Below are 21,322 nucleotides of genomic sequence, written 5' to 3'. Positions count from 1 at the left end.
GAAACAGAATAGAGTAAACTTTAAAGCAGATAAACTCTGAAGTGTAAATTACTTAAGAAATAGTTTGTTTAGAAGTCATTTTACAGGAGCTATGGCAATAAGCTACCCAGTTATTATCAGAAGATATGAATACTACCTCTAGTCAAAATATGTGTTTTCTAACCCTTTTTTGGTAATTGAACGAACGAAGATAAGGTACCTTATGACGATCAACTTTCCTTCCCTTTCTTACCGCCAAAGTGTTCATCAAAAATAGCTTTGATAATTGATCCATAATGCAGTCAGTATCTGATTCCGTAGCAAAAATGTCGAAAGCCAAGTTTTTGATCGCGTTAAATGAGACAGATTTGTTAATGCTCCTCTTAAGCTTATCATCGGTTAAGTCCATATTCAACGCTTCTTCTACATCTTCTGTCATAACACTTTCTAGGTTGCTAATAAAGATAGCTGACCAAAAATCCTGTTTAACAGACTCAACACTTTTTCCTGTAAAATTTTCTAGACTTAGTCTTCCTTTGAGTTTTGCAAAAAATGTCTCAACTCCCCAGCGTAAAAAATATAACTCCTTAAATCCTCCAGTTTGAAACTTTTGTTCATCCATTAATGATGTAGCTAACACTTCAATTTCACCAGATGGCAGTACCACTTTGAAGCGTTATTCCACTATTTTCTTGTTTTATCTTACGCTGAGCACATATGGTAACCTCAACACTAGATGGGCTTTTTTCTTCAAACATAGCATTCACTTCATTAAAAGATGATCTGGGACATCGAATGACATAAGCAATTTTTCTTTTTGTAAGGCTAGAAAGAAATTTATAAAATAAATATACAAATCAGTAAGTCATTAGTATTTACAACTTTAAGCATTTCATCTGCTAAGTTAATTTCATGAGTGTTACCTCTATCTAACACTGACCTTATGGCAACATTATTTAGCACATCATAACAAACCGCAAAGGTTGCACTTGCATAATCACCTAAATCTTTTGGTTTTTGGTTACGTATTTTTCTTGAGCCAAATTCATTTTTTATTTCAACGCTTGTTGGTAAAATGATTTTGGAGGCATCAAGAGCTAACACTCTAAAGCCAAAACAAGTTTTAAATTTTTGGTCTTGGTAGTACAAGGAAACCACACCTTCGTTAATTTCTGAAAATGCACTGTGTTTCATTTTTTTTCTTGCTTGACTAAAAGCACTAGCAGTAACGGTATAGTCTTTTTTCCTATATAAAATAAATTCGTTTAGTATTACTTGCAGCAACTTTACACTTTTTCTTAAAATTAAGATAAATATGTCAATAAAAGATAACTTCCTCTTTCTCATAAAATCTTTTGAAGATGATTTATGGGATTCTATAAATTCTAGACTTGCCAATTCATTTTGAATAAATTTTATTACTGCCTTTTTTACTCATACTACCTTTAAACTTATTGGTATACATCATTATCCCATAAAATCTATCTTTTTTCCTTAACTTAATGGCTGACCTTACCCAGAAAAAGTGGAGAGAAAGTTTGGAATGTTTTTCACAAAGAGAATGATGAATCAAAATGCTCAGGAATGCAATAGTTAATAGTGGAGTGTCTACGTTGTTTGTTATAAAAAATTTCTATATATTCAAATATAGCAGTTTTGATATGCTGTTTAGAGTGCCGAGAGGTGTCTATTGGTAACTCCCTTTTTAGAGAACTGAAGAAGCTTTCCACAACAGAATTGTCGTAACAACAACCTTTATGACTCATCTATGTTTTTTATGGATAAGAGATATTGATAACCTTGCGAAGTATATTGTGAACCTTGATCACTATGTAATAGTAGATTTTTGGCAGGTTTACGCTTGTTAACGGCCATTAATAAAGAGTCCATAACCAATTGTTTATTTATTGAACTGCTCATTGACCAGCCAACTACCATGCGTGAATATAGATCGATTATTGTTGCCAAATATAGCCATCCTTCTTTGGTTTTTATATAAGTAATATCAGTTACCCATACTTTATTTGGTTGATCGACAATAAAGTTTTGGTCTAATATATTGGGAGCTACGACTCTACTGTCCGTTTGTTGTTTCTTAATTTTAAATTTTCTTCTCAATATAGCCTGAATACCATTTTTCTGCATAATACTTTGCACTGTTTTTAAGTTGCAACTTTTACCCAAAGCCTTTAATTCAGCATGAATTTTAGGAGCTCCATATCTACATTTAGAAGCTTGATATATTTTTTGAATATCTGCTAATAACTCTTTATTTGCTGATTCTCTACTGCTTATTTTCCTTGTAGTCCACTTATAGTAGCCACTAGCAGAAAACCCTACATAATTCCTGCACTTTATAGTGTTTACTATGCTCTTTTATGAAAAAATATTTTACTCTTTTTGACTGGCAAAATATCCCAGGGCTTTTTTTAAAATGTCTCTTTCTCTTGTTACTTTTGCTAACTCTTTCTGTAAATCAAATCTCTCTTTGTCATAAGGTGTTACATCTGGAAATGCATTTGCCGCTGACTTTTTTTCGTTATATTTCTTCATCCATTTTCCTAATACACTATCCCTTATTCCTAGATCTCTTGCTACTTTTGCAACTGGTTGACCTACCTTTCTTTGTTCATTTGCCAGCTTAACAGCTTCCAATTTGAATTCTGCCGTATATTCTCTTGCCATTTCTAATCCTCCAAAATTTTATTTTACCCGAAAAAACTCCTTTCTTTCTCTCCACTTTTTCTGGGTAAGGTCATCTCACTATTAACCCGAATTCTGGATTAGATTTTAGGTAAATTATTGAAAGTCTTGACTTTTTTAATTAAATTTGATCAAATTTAAAAATAGCGATTTATTACCTACTTGACACAGATCTGATTTCATTTAAAATAGCTAAACTATTGAAATTCTTGAATTTTACTAAATTAGTAACTAATCTTGAAATACTTACTGCTTTATCGTAAATGCTAAAACAATAAGCTATTGATATTCTTGTTTTTTTAATTTCTAATCCAGAATTCGGGTGAGAAATACATTTCCCCGCTTCGATTGGGTAAAATATGAATTTCTTCTACTAGGTTTTGATATTACATATGTGTACATCCCCATCATGAATGCTATTTTCGGTAAAATCTCTTACAACGCTCAAAAGCAGAAAAACAAAAACTTGATTTTCTCAGCTAAATAGTGGACCATCAAAAGCACGCATCAATATCTACAATGAAAGAAAAAACTTTCACAATCATCGATGGCTATGGTTTTCTTTTCAGAGCTTACTATGTACTACCTCACTTAATTACCACAACAGGAATGCCAATAGGTGGTGTATATGGCTTTCTGAATATGGTTCTTAAGTACATTGCCCATTCGGACTACTTAACTATAGCACTTGATGCAGGGAAAAAGAATTTTAGGCACAATTTATATCCTGAGTACAAAGCGAACAGAGTAACGCCTCCTGAGGATCTAACTCCACAGTTCACCATACTGAGGGAAGCGGTAGAAGCTTTTAACCTCAGCTATGAAGAGATTGAAGGTTATGAAGCAGATGATATAATTGCAACACTAGCTGCAAAATACGCCAACCACGAAGACTTTAAAGTGGTAGTCGTTTCATCAGATAAAGATTTATTTCAACTCTTGAACCACAATATTTTAATATTCGACCCCATTAAAAATATATATATAGATGAAAAACAAGTAATAGAAAAATTTGGTGTAAACTCACACAAGCTTCTTGATTTATTTTCTCTAACTGGTGATGCATCTGACAACATTCCAGGCGTTCCGGGAATAGGTCCGAAGACTGCAGCTAAATTACTAGATGAATTTGATTCATTGAATAATATTATAGAGAACATTGATAACATCGAGCAAACGAGGATTCGTAATATTCTTGCTGAACATAAGGAAAAAGCGCTAATTTCAAGAGAACTTTTATCACTATGCGAAAAAGTAGACCTTCAACATGATATTGCAAAATGTGAAGTTCGCCCTCCAAATATGGAAAAACTATTATCCTTTTTAAAGAAGTATGAATTCAATTCTTTAATAGGTAAAATGGAAAAGCTTTTTTCCTATAATGGGTCTAGCACAAAAGAGAAAATAGAATATAGTAGTGAAGAGTTAGAGAAATTTTTGGAGCATTGTAGATATGAAGGCAAAATTGCAATTCATTACCACCTTGAAAACAATGTATTAAGTCTATCTTATAGCGAAAGTAATATTTTTTATATAGAGCAAGACAGCATACAAGATGCACTCATTATAATTAACTTAACTTTGCTCTCAAATGGAGTGCTTAAAATAATACATAACATTAAAGAGATCAGGAAAATCTTCCCTACAGTAGAGAAGATGCTAAATTCAGTTGATGATTTGATGATAATGTCGTATAGCTTGGATACAGGAAAGCATGATCACAGTATTCCAAACATAGTTGCGCATAATTTGAGTGAAAATGCAGAAATTTTCTCGGCAAAAACTTTAATAGCAATTCATGAAAAGCTAAAGCAAAGGTTATTTCAGGAAAAATTGCTCACAATTTACGAGCGCTTCGATAAGCCACTTATGAAAGTAATATTTGATATGGAGAAAAATGGGATATTACTGAACATACAAAAATTACAGGAGCTGTCCGATAAATTTCAGCAGGTAATTGCCGTGCTTGAAGATGAGATATATAATTTGGCAGGAGAAAGATTTAATATTGCTTCGCCAAAACAATTAAGTGATGTTTTATTCAACAAAATGGGGCTTAATAAAAAGAAAAAGTCAAAAAAATCTGGATCGTATAGCACCAATTATGAAGTTCTAGAGGCACTCGAAGAAGAAGGGGTAGAAATCGCAAGTAAAATTCTAAATTGGCGACATTTAAGTAAATTAAAAGGCACCTACACTGATGCGCTAATAAAGCAAGTTGATTCCATTGATGGTAGAATACACACAAGCTTTTCAACGACTGCAACTGCAACTGGAAGGCTGAGCTCCAGCAATCCTAATTTACAGAATATTCCTATCAGAAGCGAAGAGGGAAATCTTATCAGACAAGCATTTATTGCGCCAAAAGGGCATAAGATAATTTCTGCTGACTATTCGCAAATAGAATTAAGACTCCTGGCACACGTTGCAAACGTTGCAGCATTTAAAGAAGCTTTTGCAAACGGACAAGATATTCATGAGATCACCGCAAGGCAAGTTTTTGGAGTGCAAGAAATAGATGAGCAATTAAGACGCAAAGCAAAATCCATCAATTTTGGAATTATATATGGCATTAGCCCATTTGGTCTTGCAAAGCGGCTTGGAATTACCATTGCGGAAGCTGCTGAATACATTAATTACTATTTTTCCTGTTACCCAGAAATAAAGGCCTATATGGAAAAAGCAGTGTCTATCGCAAGATTGCATGGTTATGTAGAAACTTTGTTTGGCAGGAGATGCTTTGTAAGAGACATAAACAATACAATTCCTTATATAAGACAATTTGCAGAAAGGGCAGCAATAAACGCACCACTGCAAGGAACCGCTGCTGATATAATAAAACGTGCGACAATTCAGCTTTTTGACCAATTGAAAGTAGGTAAAATAATCCTCCAGGTTCACGATGAACTACTGGTTGAAGTAGAGGACGAAAAGGTACAAGAAACAGCAAAACTTATGAAAGATATAATGGAAAATGCAATAGAAATTTCTGTACCACTTGAAGTAGAAATAAAAGTTGGCGACAACTGGGGTCTAAATTCCCTTAATTATGACTTAAACATCGTGAATTCTAGGAGTATAAATCATTTGAACTAATACGAAAAATATGTTAGAATAGAACATAGCAAATGCAAATAGGTCAGCCATGACAGGCCCACAAGTAAAAAGTTCAAAACCTCCAAAGTTACCTACTCAGGTAACTAACAAAGATGAGAAAGTTTTTAAATTTGAAAAAGAGAAACATCAGTTAATCTATTGTACTTTCCTAGATATTTTTAAAAATCCAGAAAAACTAGAAGAGCAAACGAAACAGGAAATAGAAAAGAAGGAACAGGAAATAGAAAAGAAGAAACAGAAATTGAAAGAAAAACAAAAATTACAGAGTGATCTGAAGTCATTAAAGGAACGGTTACCTCGATTACAGGATGAAAATGAAAAGAAAATTTTTACTTTTATATCAAAAAATCATGAAGGTATATTCAAGAATATTAATCAAGAAGATATAAAGTTACTAAGTGAAGAAAATTTTCTTCAGTTTTTAGTTTCCGTATCTAAAAAAATTAAAAAAGAAAATTTAGCTAATGAAGAGAATTTAGAAAATGGTAAAATAAAGCAAGTAGTAAATGATTGCATAGCTGATATACGTAAAACAGAAGCTAAAGATTCACTAATAAAGCTTCTCGGGTGGCCGTTTGGAATAAAGGTAGATCCTAAAAATATTTCCAGCTCTTTTATGAATGGGGTAAAAGAAAAAATACCATTCTTAGGTAAAGATAAAAAAGAAGAGGATGAACCACCACTCAGTGATGAAGAGATGGTAACAACGTTCTTACGTAAGATCTTTCTTCCTATTCTTTTTTCCATTGCTTCAATATCAATTTTTGGTCCTACTACACTTGCGGTAGTTGTTGCTGCTATTGGTGCAATATTTGCTATAAAAGGAGGAGTGGGAGTTCTTTTTTCAAATAACAAAAAAGGTACTTTGTATGACCCTAACTCACAAGATAAAAATGATACAGAAAAGAGAGCAAAACTGAATGGAAAAATTCTCGAGGGCATTGATGATATTTTAAAAACCCCAGTTACAGAAGTTGAGAAAGGCACCTCTGTTTCTGAACAAATTTCCCAAGGAAAAGAAAAGAGTGAACAACAGCCTGTTCCTGAGCAAATTTCCCAGGTAGGAAACGAAAAAAGTGAGCAGCGCGATCAATCTTGGACAGGAAAGGAAAACAAACGAAGGGAAAAACCACAGAGCAGCAAAGGTAAGACTACTCAGGTTTGCTAAAAGTGAATTGTGTAAGAGATCTGCTATTATTCTATAGCACATACAACAGGAGTATGGTCAGACGGATTTTCTAGCTTACGCAATCTATCATCTATGTAGCATGTTTCCAATTTATCTACAGCTTGTGGTGATAACAGCATATAATCTATTCGCATTCCTTGATTATTTCTGAGTGAATTGCCTTGATAATGCCACCAAGTGAATTGTTGCAAATTTGGGTGAGATATTCTAAACGCATCTTTAAACCCAAGATTCAAGATCGCTCTTAACTTCTCACGTTCTCTTATATGAAAGCACACTTGGCCATTCAATAAGTTTGAATCAAAGACATCAATTTCATCCGGTGCAACATTATAATCGCCAGCTATAATAGTTAACTCTTCATTCTTTAACAAAGTGCTCATCCTTTCATATAGATTATCAAAAAACTTGAGTTTATATTCAAATGCTTGAGAGTCCGGGCTTTGACCGTTTGGAACGTATACACTTCCCACCCTTACCTTCTGATTATTGTGCTTTATTATGCACTCTATATAACGCGCTTCTTGATAACCTTCTACGATATCAATCTTAAACTTCTCCAGTATCGGATATTTAGATAAAACACAAACGCCATTTCTTGCAACTTGTCCATAGACAGCACATTCATATCCCAGCTTCTCTATCTCTGCATAAGGAAATTGCTCTTCCATACATTTTATCTCTTGCAGCAAAATTATATCTATCTGACTATCAACTATAAAACTACAAAGTTGGTTAACTCTTTTACGTATGGAGTTTACATTCCAAGTTGCAATCTTTAGCATCAACAATCCTTATTAATTATATCAATTAAACTCTCCCCAGTAGGCAACCTCGATGTTATAATTTTTTTCCATTTGATTAACTTTAAACTATCAGCAATGTTTTTACTCATGGTATATGCAACTGCATTATTCATCACATGAGATAACCCACTTTTTAGAACTAATGAACAAAATATCCTTGCTGTCTGTGAGGAAAAAAAAGCAACACTATCAATTTTACCATCCAATAGTAAATTTTTACACCTATTAGTTAGATTCCTTTTTATAATTGTTTTATAGAGTACAACTTCTCTTACGTTAAAATCTTCTTCAGATAATCTCTTTTTTAGGTCACATGATACTTCTTGTCCCCTTATATACAAGAACTTTATTGCGTTTGAATAATGAGCTTTTATGAATGATATCAGACCATCAACGTTGCTGTCTGCTGAGATTATATCAGAAAATCCCAAATTTTTTGCAGCCTGCATGGTTGAATTACCAACTGTAATAATCGGAAAGTCATCCTCTTTGCATATTTGACTAAGAGCCTTTACACTGTTTTTACTTGTAGATATCACAACGTCAAATTCGTACGCAGATATATCAGGATTTAAGTACTTTATTGTGAATACTGGTTCTATAAAAACTTTGTATCCATACTTTCTCAATATATTTCTTGTATTGAACGAGTCCAATAAAGGCCTCGTTAATAAAATAGACTTCATTCTGATTTATTTCACTACTAGTAAAATAGTACCCTTTATACACAAATTACTGAATAAAAACTTTTATTTTGATAGCTTGAGCAATTATTCAAGTAATTGATGTGGAAGTAGGAGTACTAAGCGCTCCTACCCCAATAAGCCCACAATTTCTGCTTACACTTTTTTGACGCTAATTACATCGAACTCTTTTGAATGGCTTCCTTCAGTGGAATTATATAGCTAATATTCCTGTATAAGTTAAATAAGTTAATACTTAAGCTTGTACTCTTGCAGTATTTGAAGAGAGATTCTCAAGGACGTTTTTTGTCTGTGGTTCACTAATCATAGTTTGAACGATATTAGCTGCCATAATAACACAGCCTAGAATAAAAAAAGGCGTAGAAACAAAATAAATAACAGAAGACTCAAAAAGCGACATAGATGCAATACCTCCTATTAGAAATGAAGCACTGGATGCTATATCAAGATAGATCTTTGTTAACTTTTTTTGTCCTGGAGTGTTTTTTATGCCAGATTTCTTATTAAGATTCTGTTGTCGGGAATGATCATTTAGTGACCATATATTTAAAGCAAACGAAAGTGCACTGAATATAGTGCCGGCAATACTAAAATACAGACTTAAGACAGGAATATTCAAGACCAATGCCGCTATGTATCCCATGAAAGAGATAGTAGATAGTGTAGTAACTAAGCGTTTCGAGTAAGTTCGTACCTTCTTTCTGTAGGCTAACTTATCTTTTTCACCATACATAGCATAAATATTACCTAATACGTTATATTATAGCATTAATTAATTCAACAAGCAATATGGAAGCTAAGAGTGCCCGAGAGAAGACTTGAACTTCCACAACTTAAAAAGTTACTAGCACCTGAAGCTAGCGCGTCTACCAATTCCGCCACCCGGGCTTTTTATAGTTTACTATGTTAAAGTTAAATAATATACTTAAACAATTTTTAGTTCAAAGGTAATGCCAAATCTAGATCAAATATTTTTTGCTCAAAACAATGTTAATATTAATAACGTATATAAAATAGTCAATAACGCTTTGAGCAATAGCGATGGTGGTGAGCTGTTTCTAGAATTTTGCCAGTCGGAGTCCCTGGTTTTTGAGGATAACATATTAAAACACATGGACTTGAATACTAGAAGGGGATTTGGTTTAAGGTCTTTTTGTGAAGATAGTACATCTTTCGTTTGTTCTTCTGAGATCAGCGAAAAAGAAATTAGTAATGCTGCTTCTATGGTAAAAAGCTCAGTGTCTTTAAACAAGACAAATTCAATAAATTTAAACGAAGAGACAAAAAGCCTATATTCGAGGATTAACCCTATAAATGAAATGGATCTGAATTCAAAGATTAAGCTACTCAATGAGGTTAATGAGTATGTAAGGTCCAAAAATAACTGCGTGAAGCAAGTAAAAATAACTCTAAGTGGAGAATGGCAAGTTGTACAAATAATAAAGGGTGATCACAGATTAAGCGATATCAGGCCTCTGGTACGTTTTAATGTGCTAGTCATTGTAGAAAAAGATGGCCGTACCGAAAGAGGTTCTGCAGGGCATGGTGGAAGGGACTCTTATAGTAAGTTTATTTCTGAGAAAAAGTGGAAAGAAGTTGCAAACCAAGCGTTAGAACAAGCACTGGTAAATCTTGAAGCAATTCCAACTCCAGCCGGAGAAATGACAGTCGTTTTAGGTCCAGGCTGGCCAGGAATATTGTTACACGAAGCCGTGGGTCATGGACTTGAGGGCGACTTCAATCGCAAAAAAGTCTCAGCATTTTCAAATTCTGTGGGTAAACAAGTAGCAGCTAGTGACATCACAGTAGTTGATGACGGAACTCTGCCCAATTTGCGCGGCTCTATCAGCGTAGACGATGAAGGCACTCCACCCAGTTATAATATATTGATAGAGGATGGGATCCTAAAAGGATACATGCAGGATCATATGAACGCTAAACTCATGGGTGTAAGCCCAACTGGTAATGGTAGAAGAGAAAGTTATAAAGAAGTTATTATGCCGCGCATGACAAACACCTATATGTTGCCCGGAAAGTATACACCGAAGGAAATAATATCTAGCGTAAAGAAAGGTCTATATGCAGTAAATTTCGGTGGTGGGCAGGTTGATATAACGTCAGGAAAATTTGTTTTTTCATCTTCGGAAGCTTACCTAATAGAAAATGGCAAAATTACACAGCCAGTAAAAGGAGCAACACTAATTGGTGACGGTCCAACAGTGTTGAAAAAAGTATCTATGGTTGGTAATGACTTAAAGTTAGATCCTGGTGTTGGCACATGCTCGAAAGATGGACAAAATGTGCCAGTTGGAGTTGGTCAGCCGACACTCAAAGTCGACGCAATAACTGTTGGTGGAACTGAGATATAGATAAGGGCTAAAACGGATTCCAGCGCACGGCGCACAGCTGTACAAACATTGTGATTTGGAAGCAATTGCCACCAATAGGGTGTCATCCCAGTGTCTGGGCACTGCCTTTGTGTTTGAGGCAAAACTGGCTATAACATTTAACACACTGCTTTCGCAAATAAATGTTCGTACAGTTATGTGTCAGCTACTTGGATGACACTTTTGTACTTGATGCAAGATTATATCTTGAAAAAATTAAGTTTTAATGCTATAAAATAATTGTAAATTTTGTCTCCGTGGTAGCTTTATGAATGTTGAAAGTAAAAAAATACACGATGCTAAAATAAAATTACCAATATTTCTTGATTATCAATCTACTACTAAAGTAGATCCCCGTGTTTTAGAGGTGATGATACCTTACTTTGGTGAGTTCAGTAATGCACACTCTCGCAGCCATTCATTTGGTTGGACTGCTGAAGAAGCAGTGGAAAAAGCAAGGAAACACATCGCTGATCTGGTGAACGCAGATAGCAAAGAAATTATCTTTACCTCAGGTGCAACTGAGTCAAATAATACGGCAATCAAGGGCGTTGCTCACTTTTATAAAAATAAAGGAAATCATATAATAACTGTCTGCACGGAGCATAAGTGTGTTCTGGATTCTTGTCGGCATCTGGAAAATGAAGGCTTTAAAGTTACATATTTGCCTGTTAAGCAAAACGGAATTATAGATTTATCAAAGCTTGAGGAAGCAATTACTGATAAAACAATTTTGATTTCAGTAATGATGGTAAATAATGAAATCGGAGTAATTCAGCCTGTCAAAGAAATTGGTGTAATATGTAGAAAGCATAATATATTTTTCCACACAGATGCAGCTCAAAGCTTTGGAAAAGTTCCAATTGATGTTAATGAGATGTGCATTGATCTTATGAGTCTCTCTAGCCACAAAATTTATGGACCTATGGGAATAGGCGCATTATATGTACGTAGAAAGAATCCTCGTGTTAGGCTGATACCACTAATTAGTGGTGGTGGACAGGAAAGAGGCATGCGTTCTGGAACAGTTCCAACACCTCTTGCAGTTGGTTTTGGTGAAGCAGCACGTATTGCTAAAGAAGAAATGGAAACAGAAGCAAGCAAATTGGAAGGACTGAGAGATATTTTGTACAATAAAATAAAAGAAGCATTTCCTGATATCGTTTTAAATGGTGACTATGAAAATAGGATTCCTGGCAACCTAAACTTGAGCTTTCCCTATGTTGAGGGTGAGTCTCTCATCATGGCAATCAAGGATTTAGCAGTAAGTTCTGGTTCTGCGTGCACGTCTGCGTCTCTTGAGCCTTCCTATGTCATACGGTCGCTAAATAATGGCCATGACCTTGAGCATTCATCAATTAGATTTGGCCTAGGCCGATTTACAACCAAAGAAGAAGTTTTGTACGCAGCAGATCTTATTACTAAAAATGTTGGCCGATTGAGAGAAATGAGCCCACTTTGGGAGATGGTACAAGAAGGAGTAGATTTGAACACCGTGAAATGGGACTCTCATTAAATGTATCCGTTCCAACTGCAAATGCACTTTGAAATTACTCTGTAACCGTTTACACTTAATTCTGCAATTCTTCAATCTCACTAATAGAAAGGCCAGTAAACTTAACAATAGTGGTAACATCAACATTATTAGCCAGCATTGCTTTTGCGACTTCAATTTTCCCTTCGATTTTCCCTTCCTCTTTACCAATTTTGATGCCTCTTTCTTCGCCAATTTGGATGCCTTTTTCAGTAGCAAGGTCAAGTCTGTATTCAAGAATGGCTTCTTCTTTGCGTAGATCCATTATTCTTTCTTCATACGCTACTAAATCTTTTTCATTCCAGCTAAACCTGTCTGATTCATCGTAGGCTAACTTTATTATTGGTGCTTTTTCTGCTATTTTCCTTAAGTCTTCTTCCGTAGTTTCATCTGCATATTTGAAGAAAAATAACCAACGATCCACTATGCTTTCTAGCTGTTCTTCCTTATTCTTAGGAAATTTAGGTAGTTCAATAAATACAAATTGAAAATCTTTTAAGTCATGCTCATTGGTTTTCTCATCTCTTATAGTGTGGCTGGATATATAATCAACTTCTTCAGGAAGTAAGTTACAATTTGATATAGCAATAAAGAAGACTTTCTTTAAATCAATGTAGTTGCCAGATTTATCTAATTGTCTTGAGTAAGCCTTAGCAGCATACAGTTGAGCTCGTTTTTCGAAGCCTTTATCGCGAGTAAGCTGCATTTCAATCACATACCTGGCCCCACTAGAATCCCTGCAAAGAACATCAACTATACTTTGCTTATCAGATGCAATTTCAGGATCCATTATAGTATAGCATTTCTCATAATAGTCCGAACAGGTCATAGGAAGGCAGAATCAACAGCACGACGAAAGGATTCGAATAGAGGAATGTTTTTCCTGGCTCTTTTTTTTATAGCAAACCAATGATGCTCAATTTTGTTGAAATCTGGAGAATAAGGCGGCAGATACAAAATTTCTGCACCAACCCCTTTAGCAAGCTCGATAATCTTATCAGACTTATGAAAAGTAGCATTGTCAAGAATGACAGTCTGTCCAGGTTCCAAGATCGGTGTCAAAAATTGCTCAAACCATCCATTAAAAACATCCATATTACAGTGGCCTTCAAAGGTTAACGGAACAACTATCTTTCTTCCACTTAAGGCTGCAACCATACTGATTCGTTGAGTTTTCTTTCCAGATTTTAAGGCATAAAACCGCTGTCCTTTCTGGCAATATCCGTAGGGGTAGTCTTCGGTGTTATCAATGCCAGACTCATCTATATACACTAAGTTTTTAGGTTCTTTTGTCGCTATAATTTTCAAAAATTCAGCACGTTTTTCTTCGTTTCTTTCCTTGTATCCATATGTCTTTTTTTGCGCGTAAATCCAATTTTTTTAAGGGCTCGATAGATCGTTTGGATACTAACGTTGTTCCAAAGTTTAGCCATTTCCGATAGAGTCTTTCCTCCGTGTTCTCTGGCAAATTTGGCAAAGGTATCCCAGTCGGTAATTTTGTGATTGTAACCCCCATTTCCAAGTTTTTTTGATTGAAAGTCTCCTGTTTCTTTTCTTCTTTGCTGCCACTCCCATAAAGTAGTTCGTCCAATCTTAAATCTTGCTGCCACTGTTTCTCTGCTTTCTCCTTCGTCTAGCGCTTCCATTCCTTTTTTTCTTAAATCATAACTATATGCTGCTGGCATTCAACCTCCTTATCATCATCTATCCTTATCCTATCACATCCGGACTTTTATGGAAAGAGCTATACTGAGGAATTCCACTTCTTGTATAGTATTTATCTCGGTAAATCCTAAAATATCATTCAAAAAATGTATGAGAATATTCTTATTTTTTTCAGTGCCAAATATTTTTTTGAAGGTTAAATCCAGCTTAGGGTCGAGAAACTTAGATAAAGCCATAGCCAAAGTGCTTAAAAATATTAATAATTATACACACAATTATTCAACCATATTTTTGAAGATAGCTAGTTTCTGTATTTATTTTAAATTGAAGGAAGCTCAAATGAAAGATCGTGTTTTGCTAAAAATCACAGAATGCAGTCTGGTTACATTACTCTAGCTATACGCAACAACTTTACTTTCAACAATTTTGTGAGCAATAATACGACTTTCACAATCAATATTTATTATATCAGATAGTGAATTAATATCGGTATAACTACCAAAACTTTCCATTGTTGATTCCACTACCTCTACTATTTCTAAAAAGCCGATTCGTGACTTCAAAAATTCATTAACAGCTATTTCATTTGCAGCATTGAGCACAATACTGTTTGTTTGTGGAGCAGAAGAGTTTAACACTGCCATGCTAAGCTTTAGCGCAGGAAAACGCTTATGGTCTGGTTCTTGAAAGGTCAATTTTCCTTGCTTTGTTAAATCTAATTTACGATTTAAAGCTGATCTTTCCGGCCAAGACAAAGCATATGAAATGGGAATTGCCATGTCAGTTTCTGCAAGCACAGCAAAGTTGAACCCATCCTTATAAGTTACAATTCCATGTACTATTGACTCAGGATGCACTATTGCTTCAATTCTATCCGGGCTGATGTTAAACAAGTTATGTGCTTCTATTATCTCTAGTGCCTTATTCATCATTGTTGCGCTATCAACTGAGATTTTCTTTCCCATATTCCAAGTGGGGTGACTAAGCGCCTTATCTACCATAACATTTTTTAATTGCTCAAGGCTATAATTTAAGAATGGTCCACCAGAAGCAGTAAGTATGATCTTTTCTACGCATTTGTCGTCATTTTGCAAAATTTGAAAAATTGCATTGTGCTCAGAGTCAATAGGGATTATTTGTACGTTTTTTTCTTTAGCTTTTTTGAGTAATAACTTTCCACCGCAAACAATGCTTTCTTTGTTTGCCAATGCAATGACTTTGGTACCGCTTTCTATAACCTCCATAACTGGCTCAAGGCCTGCAATGCCAACTATTGCAACAACTGAGAGATCAACAGGTATGGTAGCAATATTTGTAGCACCAATTGCTATTTTTACATCTGTACCAAGTAGACTTTCTTTTAAATCTTTGTAAAACCTTTCATCGGAGATAGCAACATATTTTGCATTCAGCAGCTTTGCTTGGTGTGCCAGTAGAGCAAAGTCTGAATGGGCACTTAGTGCTTCCACTTGGTATTCTTCTTTTCTCTTTGAGAGCAAATCTACAGTCTTTTTTCCAACACTTCCTGTTGATCCTAAAACTGAAACCTTTTTCACTAAAACAAACTCATAACAATAGCAACTTTTCTTGCGAACCCAACTATTCAATAGTTTTTAAGCGTTTAACCAAGTTCATGCCCGTGGTCATCGCCAACAGATGGTGAAGGACCAGGTGAAAAAGATTGACCATGGTGATCACCTGCATCATGCATGTCTTGCAAACCATCAGCATTATGAGCTATTTCGTTATTGGCATGAGGGTAATCATCTGAGTGATGTCCATCATCACCATGAGCCATATCCATTCCTTCTGATGGCATATCTTCCCCACCTCCACCTGAAAAATATTCTGCAAGGCCTTCAAGAAGTTTTATGCCAAACATATTACCTGACTTTCCAAACAATGTTACTAGACTACTGCCACTCACCAAACCTTCAAACACATTATTATAAGCAGCAATCGCCCCTTCATGAAAGTTGAACAACCATTTCATTCCATCGACAACTGTTGAAACAGAGTCACTGTGACCAAGACCAAAACCACTTTTCTCACCAGCAGCCTCTTGGTGTTGCTGCTGCGCTTGCCATTCTGCAATATTTGGACCTTGAGCTTCACTCATAAATTTTTACTCTCAACTTTAAGCTATTATTTTATCACAAATATTGCAAAATATCAATAGAGCTTTTGAATATAGCTAATACAAACAATTTCTGTCATCCTATATATAGCTAAACTGAATTACGACAATTTGAAAAACGACAAATTCGTCATTCCGCTACTAGTTAGCGGAATCTATGCCGAGATACCGCGAATGAATCGCGGTATGACGTGTTGCTTGGGTCAGCTATAGGATCCAGTTTGAAAAAAATCTGAATTCCAATGTTCACTACCTTTTACAAAGTTAAAACTTAAAAATATGACTGTTAGCAATAGTGTATATATCTTTAGCTATATATAATGAATGAATTTTTTTATATATTCGTTATTAGTATTTTGTATTTCCTGAACAGTTCCATGGGAAATGATCTCCCCTTCATATAATACTGCTATTTTATCAGCTATTTTAAATGCGCTATGAATATCATGTGTAATCGTGATAATTGTAGGGTTAAGATCTCTAGATAATTTTATTATTATCTCGTTTACTATATCTGACATAATTGGGTCCAATCCTGAAGTTGGTTCATCCAAAATAATGATTTCTGGATTGTGTGCAATCGCCCTTGCAAGTGCCACTCTTTTTTTCATTCCACCTGATAGCTCTATTGGAAACATATCTGCTATGCTTTCCTCCAGTCCAACATCATTTAACTTCTCGATTGCTAGCTGTTTTGCCTCTTTTTTGCTGATATTAAAGCGCTTTTTATAATTAAAAGATATATTTTCCCACACTGTAACGTAGTCAAATAAAGCGGAATTTTGAAATAAAACCCCAAATTTATTTTTGCTTTTACTATTTATTTTAACAGACCCTGAGTCTGGTGTCAGCAAGCCAATGATTGTTTTTGTTAGTACAGATTTGCCGCTCCCTGAGCCGCCAAGTATGACTAATGATTCCCCTTTCGATATATCAAAATTTAGATCTTTTAGTACTGTCCTATCATCAAAAGATAAGCTTAAGTTCAATATTGATATTATGGAGTTACGCATGTATCAAAGTAATCATGTAGTTTGCTAAAATGATCAGTATGGACGATAAAACAACAGTTGATGTTGTAGCAACACCTACTCCTCGTGCACCTTCTTTGCAATGGTAACCGTAATAGCAGCTTGAGACAGAAATTATGGCGCCAAATACAGTTGCTTTTATTAGCCCAGTTATAAAATCATACGTATTAAAGAACTGAGCTGTGTGTTTAATGTATATATTTAAATTGTGGTTAAATTCGAAGACTGCAGTGATACATCCTCCAAATATTCCTATTAAATCTGCACATACTGTAAGTATGGGAAATACTATGATTGACGCTAAAATCCTTGGTGCAATTAAATATTTAAAAGGGTTGATGTTCAAGGTTGTAAGTGCATCTATTTGCTCGGTGATGCGCATTGTACCAATTTCTGCTGCAACTGATGATCCAACCTTTCCTACCATTATTAAGCTGATCAAAACTGGTCCTAACTCTTTAATGATAGTGATCGTAACAAGTTTGGGTATTATCTGTTCTTGGTTAATTAATGGGTCACTCAAGCTACTTTGTAAAACTATCGCCGCTCCTATAAAAACTCCAGTGAGCTCAACAATTGGCAGAGAGAAAAAGCCTATCTCTATAATTTGTCTTGCTATGTTGCTAAAATAATATGGTGGCACAAGGCAGTGGTATAGAGATTGAATAAAAAATATGAATGCACTACCAAGCCTTAACAAAAAATTGATAAAGTACCTACCAATTATTCTAACACTATTTATATCAAAAAAGCTCACTTTGTATTCATTTTAGCTAGAGGTTAGTCTTACTGATTTTATTAAAATTTTTATTAACTTTATCGCAAAGTATAGCTGAGATATGTTTTAAGTTCAACATACTTGATGTTTTAATTTAAAGCTCATATAGCTAACCCAAGAAAGGTTTCCCTACGTCATACCGCCACGGTATCCACAACTGTACGAACGTTGTAGTTTGGGAGCAATTCCCACCAGTGGGGTGTCATCCCAGTGCCCAGACACTGGGATCCAGCTTCTATGCAACTTAATTAAAAACGTTTGTTTTAGCGTAAGACAACTACCTTTAGCTCATCAGCTCAGTTATAAGCAAAATTTCTGGATTCCAGTGTCAAGCACTGGAATGACATCATCTGTTGTGCAATTTACCTTCAAAAATGAATGTTCGTACAGCTATGGATTCATTCGCGGTATAGATTCCGCTAACGAGTAGCGGAATGACGGTTTTTCAAATTGTAGAGCCACTTTAGCTATAGAACTCAATTACATAAGCAAACCTTACTTATTTTACTATCCCTGTTTACTTCCTGTAAAAAACATGTTACTAATGAATTGAATTTTGTAGTAGAATGGAGGAAGTTTTGGCAGTTCCAAAAAGAAAAAAGTCAAAGTCAAGGCGTAATATGCATCGTTCTCATCATGCTATTGAGCCTAAGAATGTTGTGGTATGTTCAACAACTGGGGAATTCATGTTGCCTCATAACGTAGCAGTTGATGGCAGTTACAAAGGAAAACGGGTTTTCATCAAGCAACAGGCAGAGTGACTATTATGATATGTTACCTACGGTCAATAATAATATAGTTATTGCACTTGACGCTATGGGGGGCGATTTTGCGCCTCTTTCCGTAATTCAGGGTGCTGGTTTTTTTTTAGACAACCTTGTTGACCCAGGCATTAAAGTTTTTTTTCATATTTATGGAGATAAGGAAGAAGTATCTCCTTTGCTTTTGAAATATAAAAAAGTAAGTAACAATTCTGAATTTACTCATTGTTCTGACAATGTCCTTGCAAATGATAAGCCATCTTTTGCGCTGAGACATCGTAAAGACTCAAGTATGAAAGCTGCAATTGTTGCAGTGAAAGAAGGTAAAGCTTTCGGAGTGGTATCTTCAGGCAACACCGGAGCGTTGATGGCAATTTCCAGATTTATTTTAGGAACATTACCAAACATTTATCGTCCTGCTATTGCCTCTATCTGTCCAACTAAGACAAAAAGCTTCGCTTTGCTTGACCTTGGTGCAAATGTTGATTGTAATGCCGATTCGTTATTCCAATTTGCATTAATGGGTAGTATATTTGCAAAAATAGCATTAAAAATTGACAATCCTGAAGTTGCTTTGCTAAATATCGGCACAGAAGAAGTTAAAGGTAATGACTCAGTGCGCGGCGCTTTTGAGTTGCTTAAAAACGCTCCAGGCATTAATTTCAGAGGGTATATAGAGGCAAGTGAATTTTTAGAGGGTAATATAGATGTGATTGTTGCTGATGGTTTTGTTGGCAATGTAATGCTCAAAACGGCTGAGGCAACCGCTAGTACCTTTATCAATCTAATAAAGCAGGAAGTATTCAATTCGTGGATAGCGAAAATGCTTGTTGGTATATTGTTAAAATCCAAACTAAATAAAGCTTTAACGCGTTTTAATCCCAGAATTAGAAGTGGAGCTATGTTTTTAGGGCTGAATGGTATCATCATTAAAAGTCATGGAAATTCTGATGCTATTTCTTTTGCCCATGCCATAAAATTTGCAGTAAATGCAATTAGTGAAAATTTAAATCAAAAGATAATTAACGGGGTAAGTCATATTGAATAAAAGTTTCATATTAAGCACTGGATCTTACCTACCAAGAAAAATGTTGAGTAACAACGAAATTGCATCGATAGTTGAGACGAGCGATGAATGGATAAGGCAGAGAACAGGAATAGTTCAAAGGCATATAGCAGATGAAGGAGAACTAACGTCAGATCTAGCTGTAAATGCAGCAAAAAGTGCTATAGAAAAAGCTAAAATTTCAGTAGATGAAATTGACTTGATTATAGTTGCTACAACAACTCCTGATAAAACTTTTCCTAGCTGTGCAACGATTGTACAAAGTAAGTTAAAATGTAAAAACGCATTTGCTTTTGATGTACAAGCAGCATGCTCTGGTTTTATATATGCAGTTACAGTTGCTGATTCGCTCATAAAATCTAACAATAGAATTAAATATGCATTGGTTATAGGTGCTGAAATAATGTCTAGGATTGTTGATTGGGAAGATAGGTCAACTTGTGTACTCTTTGGTGATGGTGCTGGTGCAGTAATAATGAAATCAGCATGTCATTTTAACGTCATTCCAACAAATGATGCTGATACTTGGGTGGCAGAGAAGGGGGTTACAAAAGGTATAATTTCAACTAGCCTATATTCTGATGGCAATGTAGACATACTATGTACGAACGGAGGGATATCCTCAACTGGTGATTCTGGAAAAATATGCATGAATGGAAGAGAAGTGTTTAAACATGCAGTGGATAAGTTAACAGCCTCAGTAGAGGAAACTCTGAAATGCAATAATTTGAAAATCACTGATATTGACTGGTTAATTCCCCATCAAGCAAACATTCGTATTATTGAAGCAGTAGTAAAGAAATTAGATTTCCCTATAGAGAAAGTGATTAATACTGTTGATAAGCATGCAAATACCTCAGCGGCATCAATTCCACTGGCCTTAGACTATGCAATACAAGAATCAAAAATAAAATCAGGAAATCTGGTACTGCTGATTTCAATAGGTGCAGGCCTGACCTGGGGTTCCGTGTTGCTGCACTATTAGACTTCCTGCATTACCTCCTGTCATCCCAGTGCCCTGACTACTTGGATCCAGAAAAAAGAATGGTGTCATGAAAGTAGCTGATACTGGTTTTCATCCAAGAGGGTGTCATCTCAGTGCCCTGACTACTTGGATCCAGGAAAAAAATGGTGTCATCCAAGTAGCCTCCCTCCCCTGTCATCCCAGTGCTTGACACTGGGATCCAGGAAAGTTTGCTTGTAAGCAAGCAAACTAGCACAGAAAGTGGTTACAACATTTTCGATGAGATTATATGGAAAACTAGATCCCAGTGTCAAGCACTGGGATGACAAAAAAAAGGAGCACTGGGATAACAACATTTGTTGTGTTTAACAAAGTTCGTACTTAGCTTCATGCTAGCCATAAACATTAAGAAATTTACTAAACAAAAAAAAGGCAAAAGAAGCCCCGTGGTTGGCTAATTACTTACATTATACTTTCAAGTATGGCGTTTTTTTATTCTAA

General features: G+C 35.3%; 22 protein-coding genes, 1 tRNA gene and 2 pseudogenes. 9 read left to right on the top strand and 16 right to left on the bottom strand.

The window, feature by feature from the left end:
- Positions 1–142: 142 nt before the first annotated feature.
- The 4 genes and pseudogenes from AAGD93_RS07440 to AAGD93_RS07430 all read right to left on the bottom strand — a co-directional run bounded on the left by AAGD93_RS07440 (position 143) and on the right by AAGD93_RS07430 (position 2,664).
- Positions 143–1,398, bottom strand: a pseudogene (locus tag AAGD93_RS07440) (IS4 family transposase).
- A 131-nt stretch (positions 1,399–1,529) separates the two neighbouring features.
- Positions 1,530–1,745: an IS3 family transposase gene (locus AAGD93_RS07710; protein ID WP_353277370.1), complete on the bottom strand. Its 216-nt coding sequence runs from the start codon at positions 1,743–1,745 to the stop codon at positions 1,530–1,532.
- Positions 1,735–2,274, bottom strand: a complete 540-nt coding sequence (locus AAGD93_RS07435) for an IS3 family transposase (protein WP_341819893.1) — start codon at positions 2,272–2,274, stop codon at positions 1,735–1,737. Before AAGD93_RS07435 ends, AAGD93_RS07710 begins: the two co-directional genes overlap by 11 nt.
- A gap of 96 nt (positions 2,275–2,370) precedes the next feature.
- Positions 2,371–2,664: a transposase gene (locus AAGD93_RS07430; RefSeq protein ID WP_341819452.1), complete on the bottom strand. Its 294-nt coding sequence runs from the start codon at positions 2,662–2,664 to the stop codon at positions 2,371–2,373.
- Positions 2,665–3,201: 537 nt separating this feature from the next.
- Here AAGD93_RS07430 and polA point away from each other — a divergent pair.
- Together polA and AAGD93_RS07420 are read left to right on the top strand one after the other, a co-directional pair.
- Positions 3,202–5,778 (top strand): DNA polymerase I, encoded by a 2,577-nt coding sequence (gene polA / locus AAGD93_RS07425; RefSeq protein ID WP_341819929.1) that lies wholly within the window; start codon positions 3,202–3,204, stop codon positions 5,776–5,778.
- A gap of 49 nt (positions 5,779–5,827) precedes the next feature.
- The gene (locus AAGD93_RS07420; RefSeq protein ID WP_341819451.1) at positions 5,828–6,967 is read left to right on the top strand and encodes a hypothetical protein; all 1,140 of its coding nucleotides are present in this window, start codon (positions 5,828–5,830) and stop codon (positions 6,965–6,967) included.
- A 26-nt stretch (positions 6,968–6,993) separates the two neighbouring features.
- Here the strand turns inward: AAGD93_RS07420 and AAGD93_RS07415 are convergent, their stop codons facing one another.
- From AAGD93_RS07415 to AAGD93_RS07400, 4 genes are all read right to left on the bottom strand, one after another.
- Positions 6,994–7,773: an exodeoxyribonuclease III gene (locus AAGD93_RS07415; protein ID WP_006279450.1), complete on the bottom strand. Its 780-nt coding sequence runs from the start codon at positions 7,771–7,773 to the stop codon at positions 6,994–6,996.
- Complete coding sequence (locus tag AAGD93_RS07410) at positions 7,773–8,480, bottom strand: uroporphyrinogen-III synthase (RefSeq protein ID WP_182321018.1); 708 nt, start codon at positions 8,478–8,480, stop codon at positions 7,773–7,775. The genes AAGD93_RS07415 and AAGD93_RS07410 overlap by 1 nt, the downstream gene beginning before the upstream one ends.
- Positions 8,481–8,733: 253 nt before the next feature.
- A complete protein-coding gene (locus AAGD93_RS07405; RefSeq protein WP_341819450.1) occupies positions 8,734–9,231 on the bottom strand; it encodes a hypothetical protein in 498 nt (165 codons plus the stop codon).
- Positions 9,232–9,301: 70 nt separating this feature from the next.
- Positions 9,302–9,386, bottom strand: a tRNA-Leu gene (locus AAGD93_RS07400).
- A gap of 62 nt (positions 9,387–9,448) precedes the next feature.
- Between AAGD93_RS07400 and tldD the strand changes: the two genes are divergently transcribed.
- The 3 genes from tldD (at position 9,449) to AAGD93_RS07385 (ending at position 12,401) form a co-directional block, all read left to right on the top strand.
- Positions 9,449–10,867, top strand: a complete 1,419-nt coding sequence (gene tldD, locus AAGD93_RS07395) for a metalloprotease TldD (protein WP_010962974.1) — start codon at positions 9,449–9,451, stop codon at positions 10,865–10,867.
- A 55-nt stretch (positions 10,868–10,922) separates the two neighbouring features.
- Positions 10,923–11,063, top strand: a complete 141-nt coding sequence (locus AAGD93_RS07390; protein ID WP_153296798.1) for a hypothetical protein — start codon at positions 10,923–10,925, stop codon at positions 11,061–11,063.
- Positions 11,064–11,153: 90 nt separating this feature from the next.
- Entirely contained in the window at positions 11,154–12,401 is a 1,248-nt protein-coding gene (locus tag AAGD93_RS07385) for an IscS subfamily cysteine desulfurase (protein WP_341819449.1), read from the top strand.
- Positions 12,402–12,456: 55 nt separating this feature from the next.
- Here the strand turns inward: AAGD93_RS07385 and AAGD93_RS07380 are convergent, their stop codons facing one another.
- From AAGD93_RS07380 to AAGD93_RS07350, 7 genes and pseudogenes are all read right to left on the bottom strand, one after another.
- The gene (locus tag AAGD93_RS07380; protein WP_341819448.1) at positions 12,457–13,248 is read right to left on the bottom strand and encodes an Rpn family recombination-promoting nuclease/putative transposase; all 792 of its coding nucleotides are present in this window, start codon (positions 13,246–13,248) and stop codon (positions 12,457–12,459) included.
- A protein-coding gene (locus AAGD93_RS07375) for an IS630 family transposase (RefSeq protein WP_341819229.1) occupies positions 13,245–14,104 on the bottom strand; the annotation gives its coding sequence in 2 pieces (ribosomal slippage) (positions 13,245–13,780 and positions 13,780–14,104; 861 coding nt in all). The genes AAGD93_RS07380 and AAGD93_RS07375 overlap by 4 nt, the downstream gene beginning before the upstream one ends.
- 42 nt (positions 14,105–14,146) lie before the next feature.
- Positions 14,147–14,320, bottom strand: a pseudogene (locus AAGD93_RS07370) (PD-(D/E)XK nuclease family transposase); the annotation flags it as partial.
- Positions 14,321–14,476: 156 nt separating this feature from the next.
- A complete protein-coding gene (gene dxr / locus AAGD93_RS07365; protein ID WP_341819447.1) occupies positions 14,477–15,640 on the bottom strand; it encodes a 1-deoxy-D-xylulose-5-phosphate reductoisomerase in 1,164 nt (387 codons plus the stop codon).
- A gap of 65 nt (positions 15,641–15,705) precedes the next feature.
- The gene (locus AAGD93_RS07360; protein WP_264339621.1) at positions 15,706–16,203 is read right to left on the bottom strand and encodes a hypothetical protein; all 498 of its coding nucleotides are present in this window, start codon (positions 16,201–16,203) and stop codon (positions 15,706–15,708) included.
- A gap of 329 nt (positions 16,204–16,532) precedes the next feature.
- Complete coding sequence (locus tag AAGD93_RS07355) at positions 16,533–17,234, bottom strand: ABC transporter ATP-binding protein (protein WP_341819446.1); 702 nt, start codon at positions 17,232–17,234, stop codon at positions 16,533–16,535.
- Positions 17,227–18,009: an ABC transporter permease gene (locus tag AAGD93_RS07350; protein ID WP_341819445.1), complete on the bottom strand. Its 783-nt coding sequence runs from the start codon at positions 18,007–18,009 to the stop codon at positions 17,227–17,229. Before AAGD93_RS07350 ends, AAGD93_RS07355 begins: the two co-directional genes overlap by 8 nt.
- Positions 18,010–18,205: 196 nt before the next feature.
- On the opposite strand from AAGD93_RS07350, the gene AAGD93_RS07345 reads away from it, so the two are divergent.
- The 4 genes from AAGD93_RS07345 to AAGD93_RS07330 all read left to right on the top strand — a co-directional run bounded on the left by AAGD93_RS07345 (position 18,206) and on the right by AAGD93_RS07330 (position 20,842).
- Positions 18,206–18,460 (top strand): hypothetical protein, encoded by a 255-nt coding sequence (locus AAGD93_RS07345; RefSeq protein WP_082941438.1) that lies wholly within the window; start codon positions 18,206–18,208, stop codon positions 18,458–18,460.
- 148 nt (positions 18,461–18,608) lie between these two features.
- Complete coding sequence (gene rpmF / locus AAGD93_RS07340) at positions 18,609–18,791, top strand: 50S ribosomal protein L32 (protein ID WP_010962967.1); 183 nt, start codon at positions 18,609–18,611, stop codon at positions 18,789–18,791.
- A 10-nt stretch (positions 18,792–18,801) separates the two neighbouring features.
- Positions 18,802–19,839, top strand: a complete 1,038-nt coding sequence (gene plsX / locus AAGD93_RS07335) for a phosphate acyltransferase PlsX (RefSeq protein WP_341819928.1) — start codon at positions 18,802–18,804, stop codon at positions 19,837–19,839.
- Positions 19,832–20,842: a beta-ketoacyl-ACP synthase III gene (locus AAGD93_RS07330; protein ID WP_341819444.1), complete on the top strand. Its 1,011-nt coding sequence runs from the start codon at positions 19,832–19,834 to the stop codon at positions 20,840–20,842. Before plsX ends, AAGD93_RS07330 begins: the two co-directional genes overlap by 8 nt.
- Before the next feature lie 37 nt (positions 20,843–20,879).
- Here AAGD93_RS07330 and AAGD93_RS07325 read toward each other — a convergent pair whose 3' ends face one another.
- Entirely contained in the window at positions 20,880–21,065 is a 186-nt protein-coding gene (locus tag AAGD93_RS07325) for a hypothetical protein (protein WP_341819443.1), read from the bottom strand.
- Positions 21,066–21,322: the final 257 nt, after the last annotated feature.

The organism is Wolbachia endosymbiont (group A) of Brachyopa scutellaris (assembly GCF_964026995.1).
GTDB lineage: Bacteria > Pseudomonadota > Alphaproteobacteria > Rickettsiales > Anaplasmataceae > Wolbachia > Wolbachia pipientis.
Note: the sequence above shows the minus strand (reverse complement) of the source record. Positions and strands in the feature narration are given on the sequence as shown.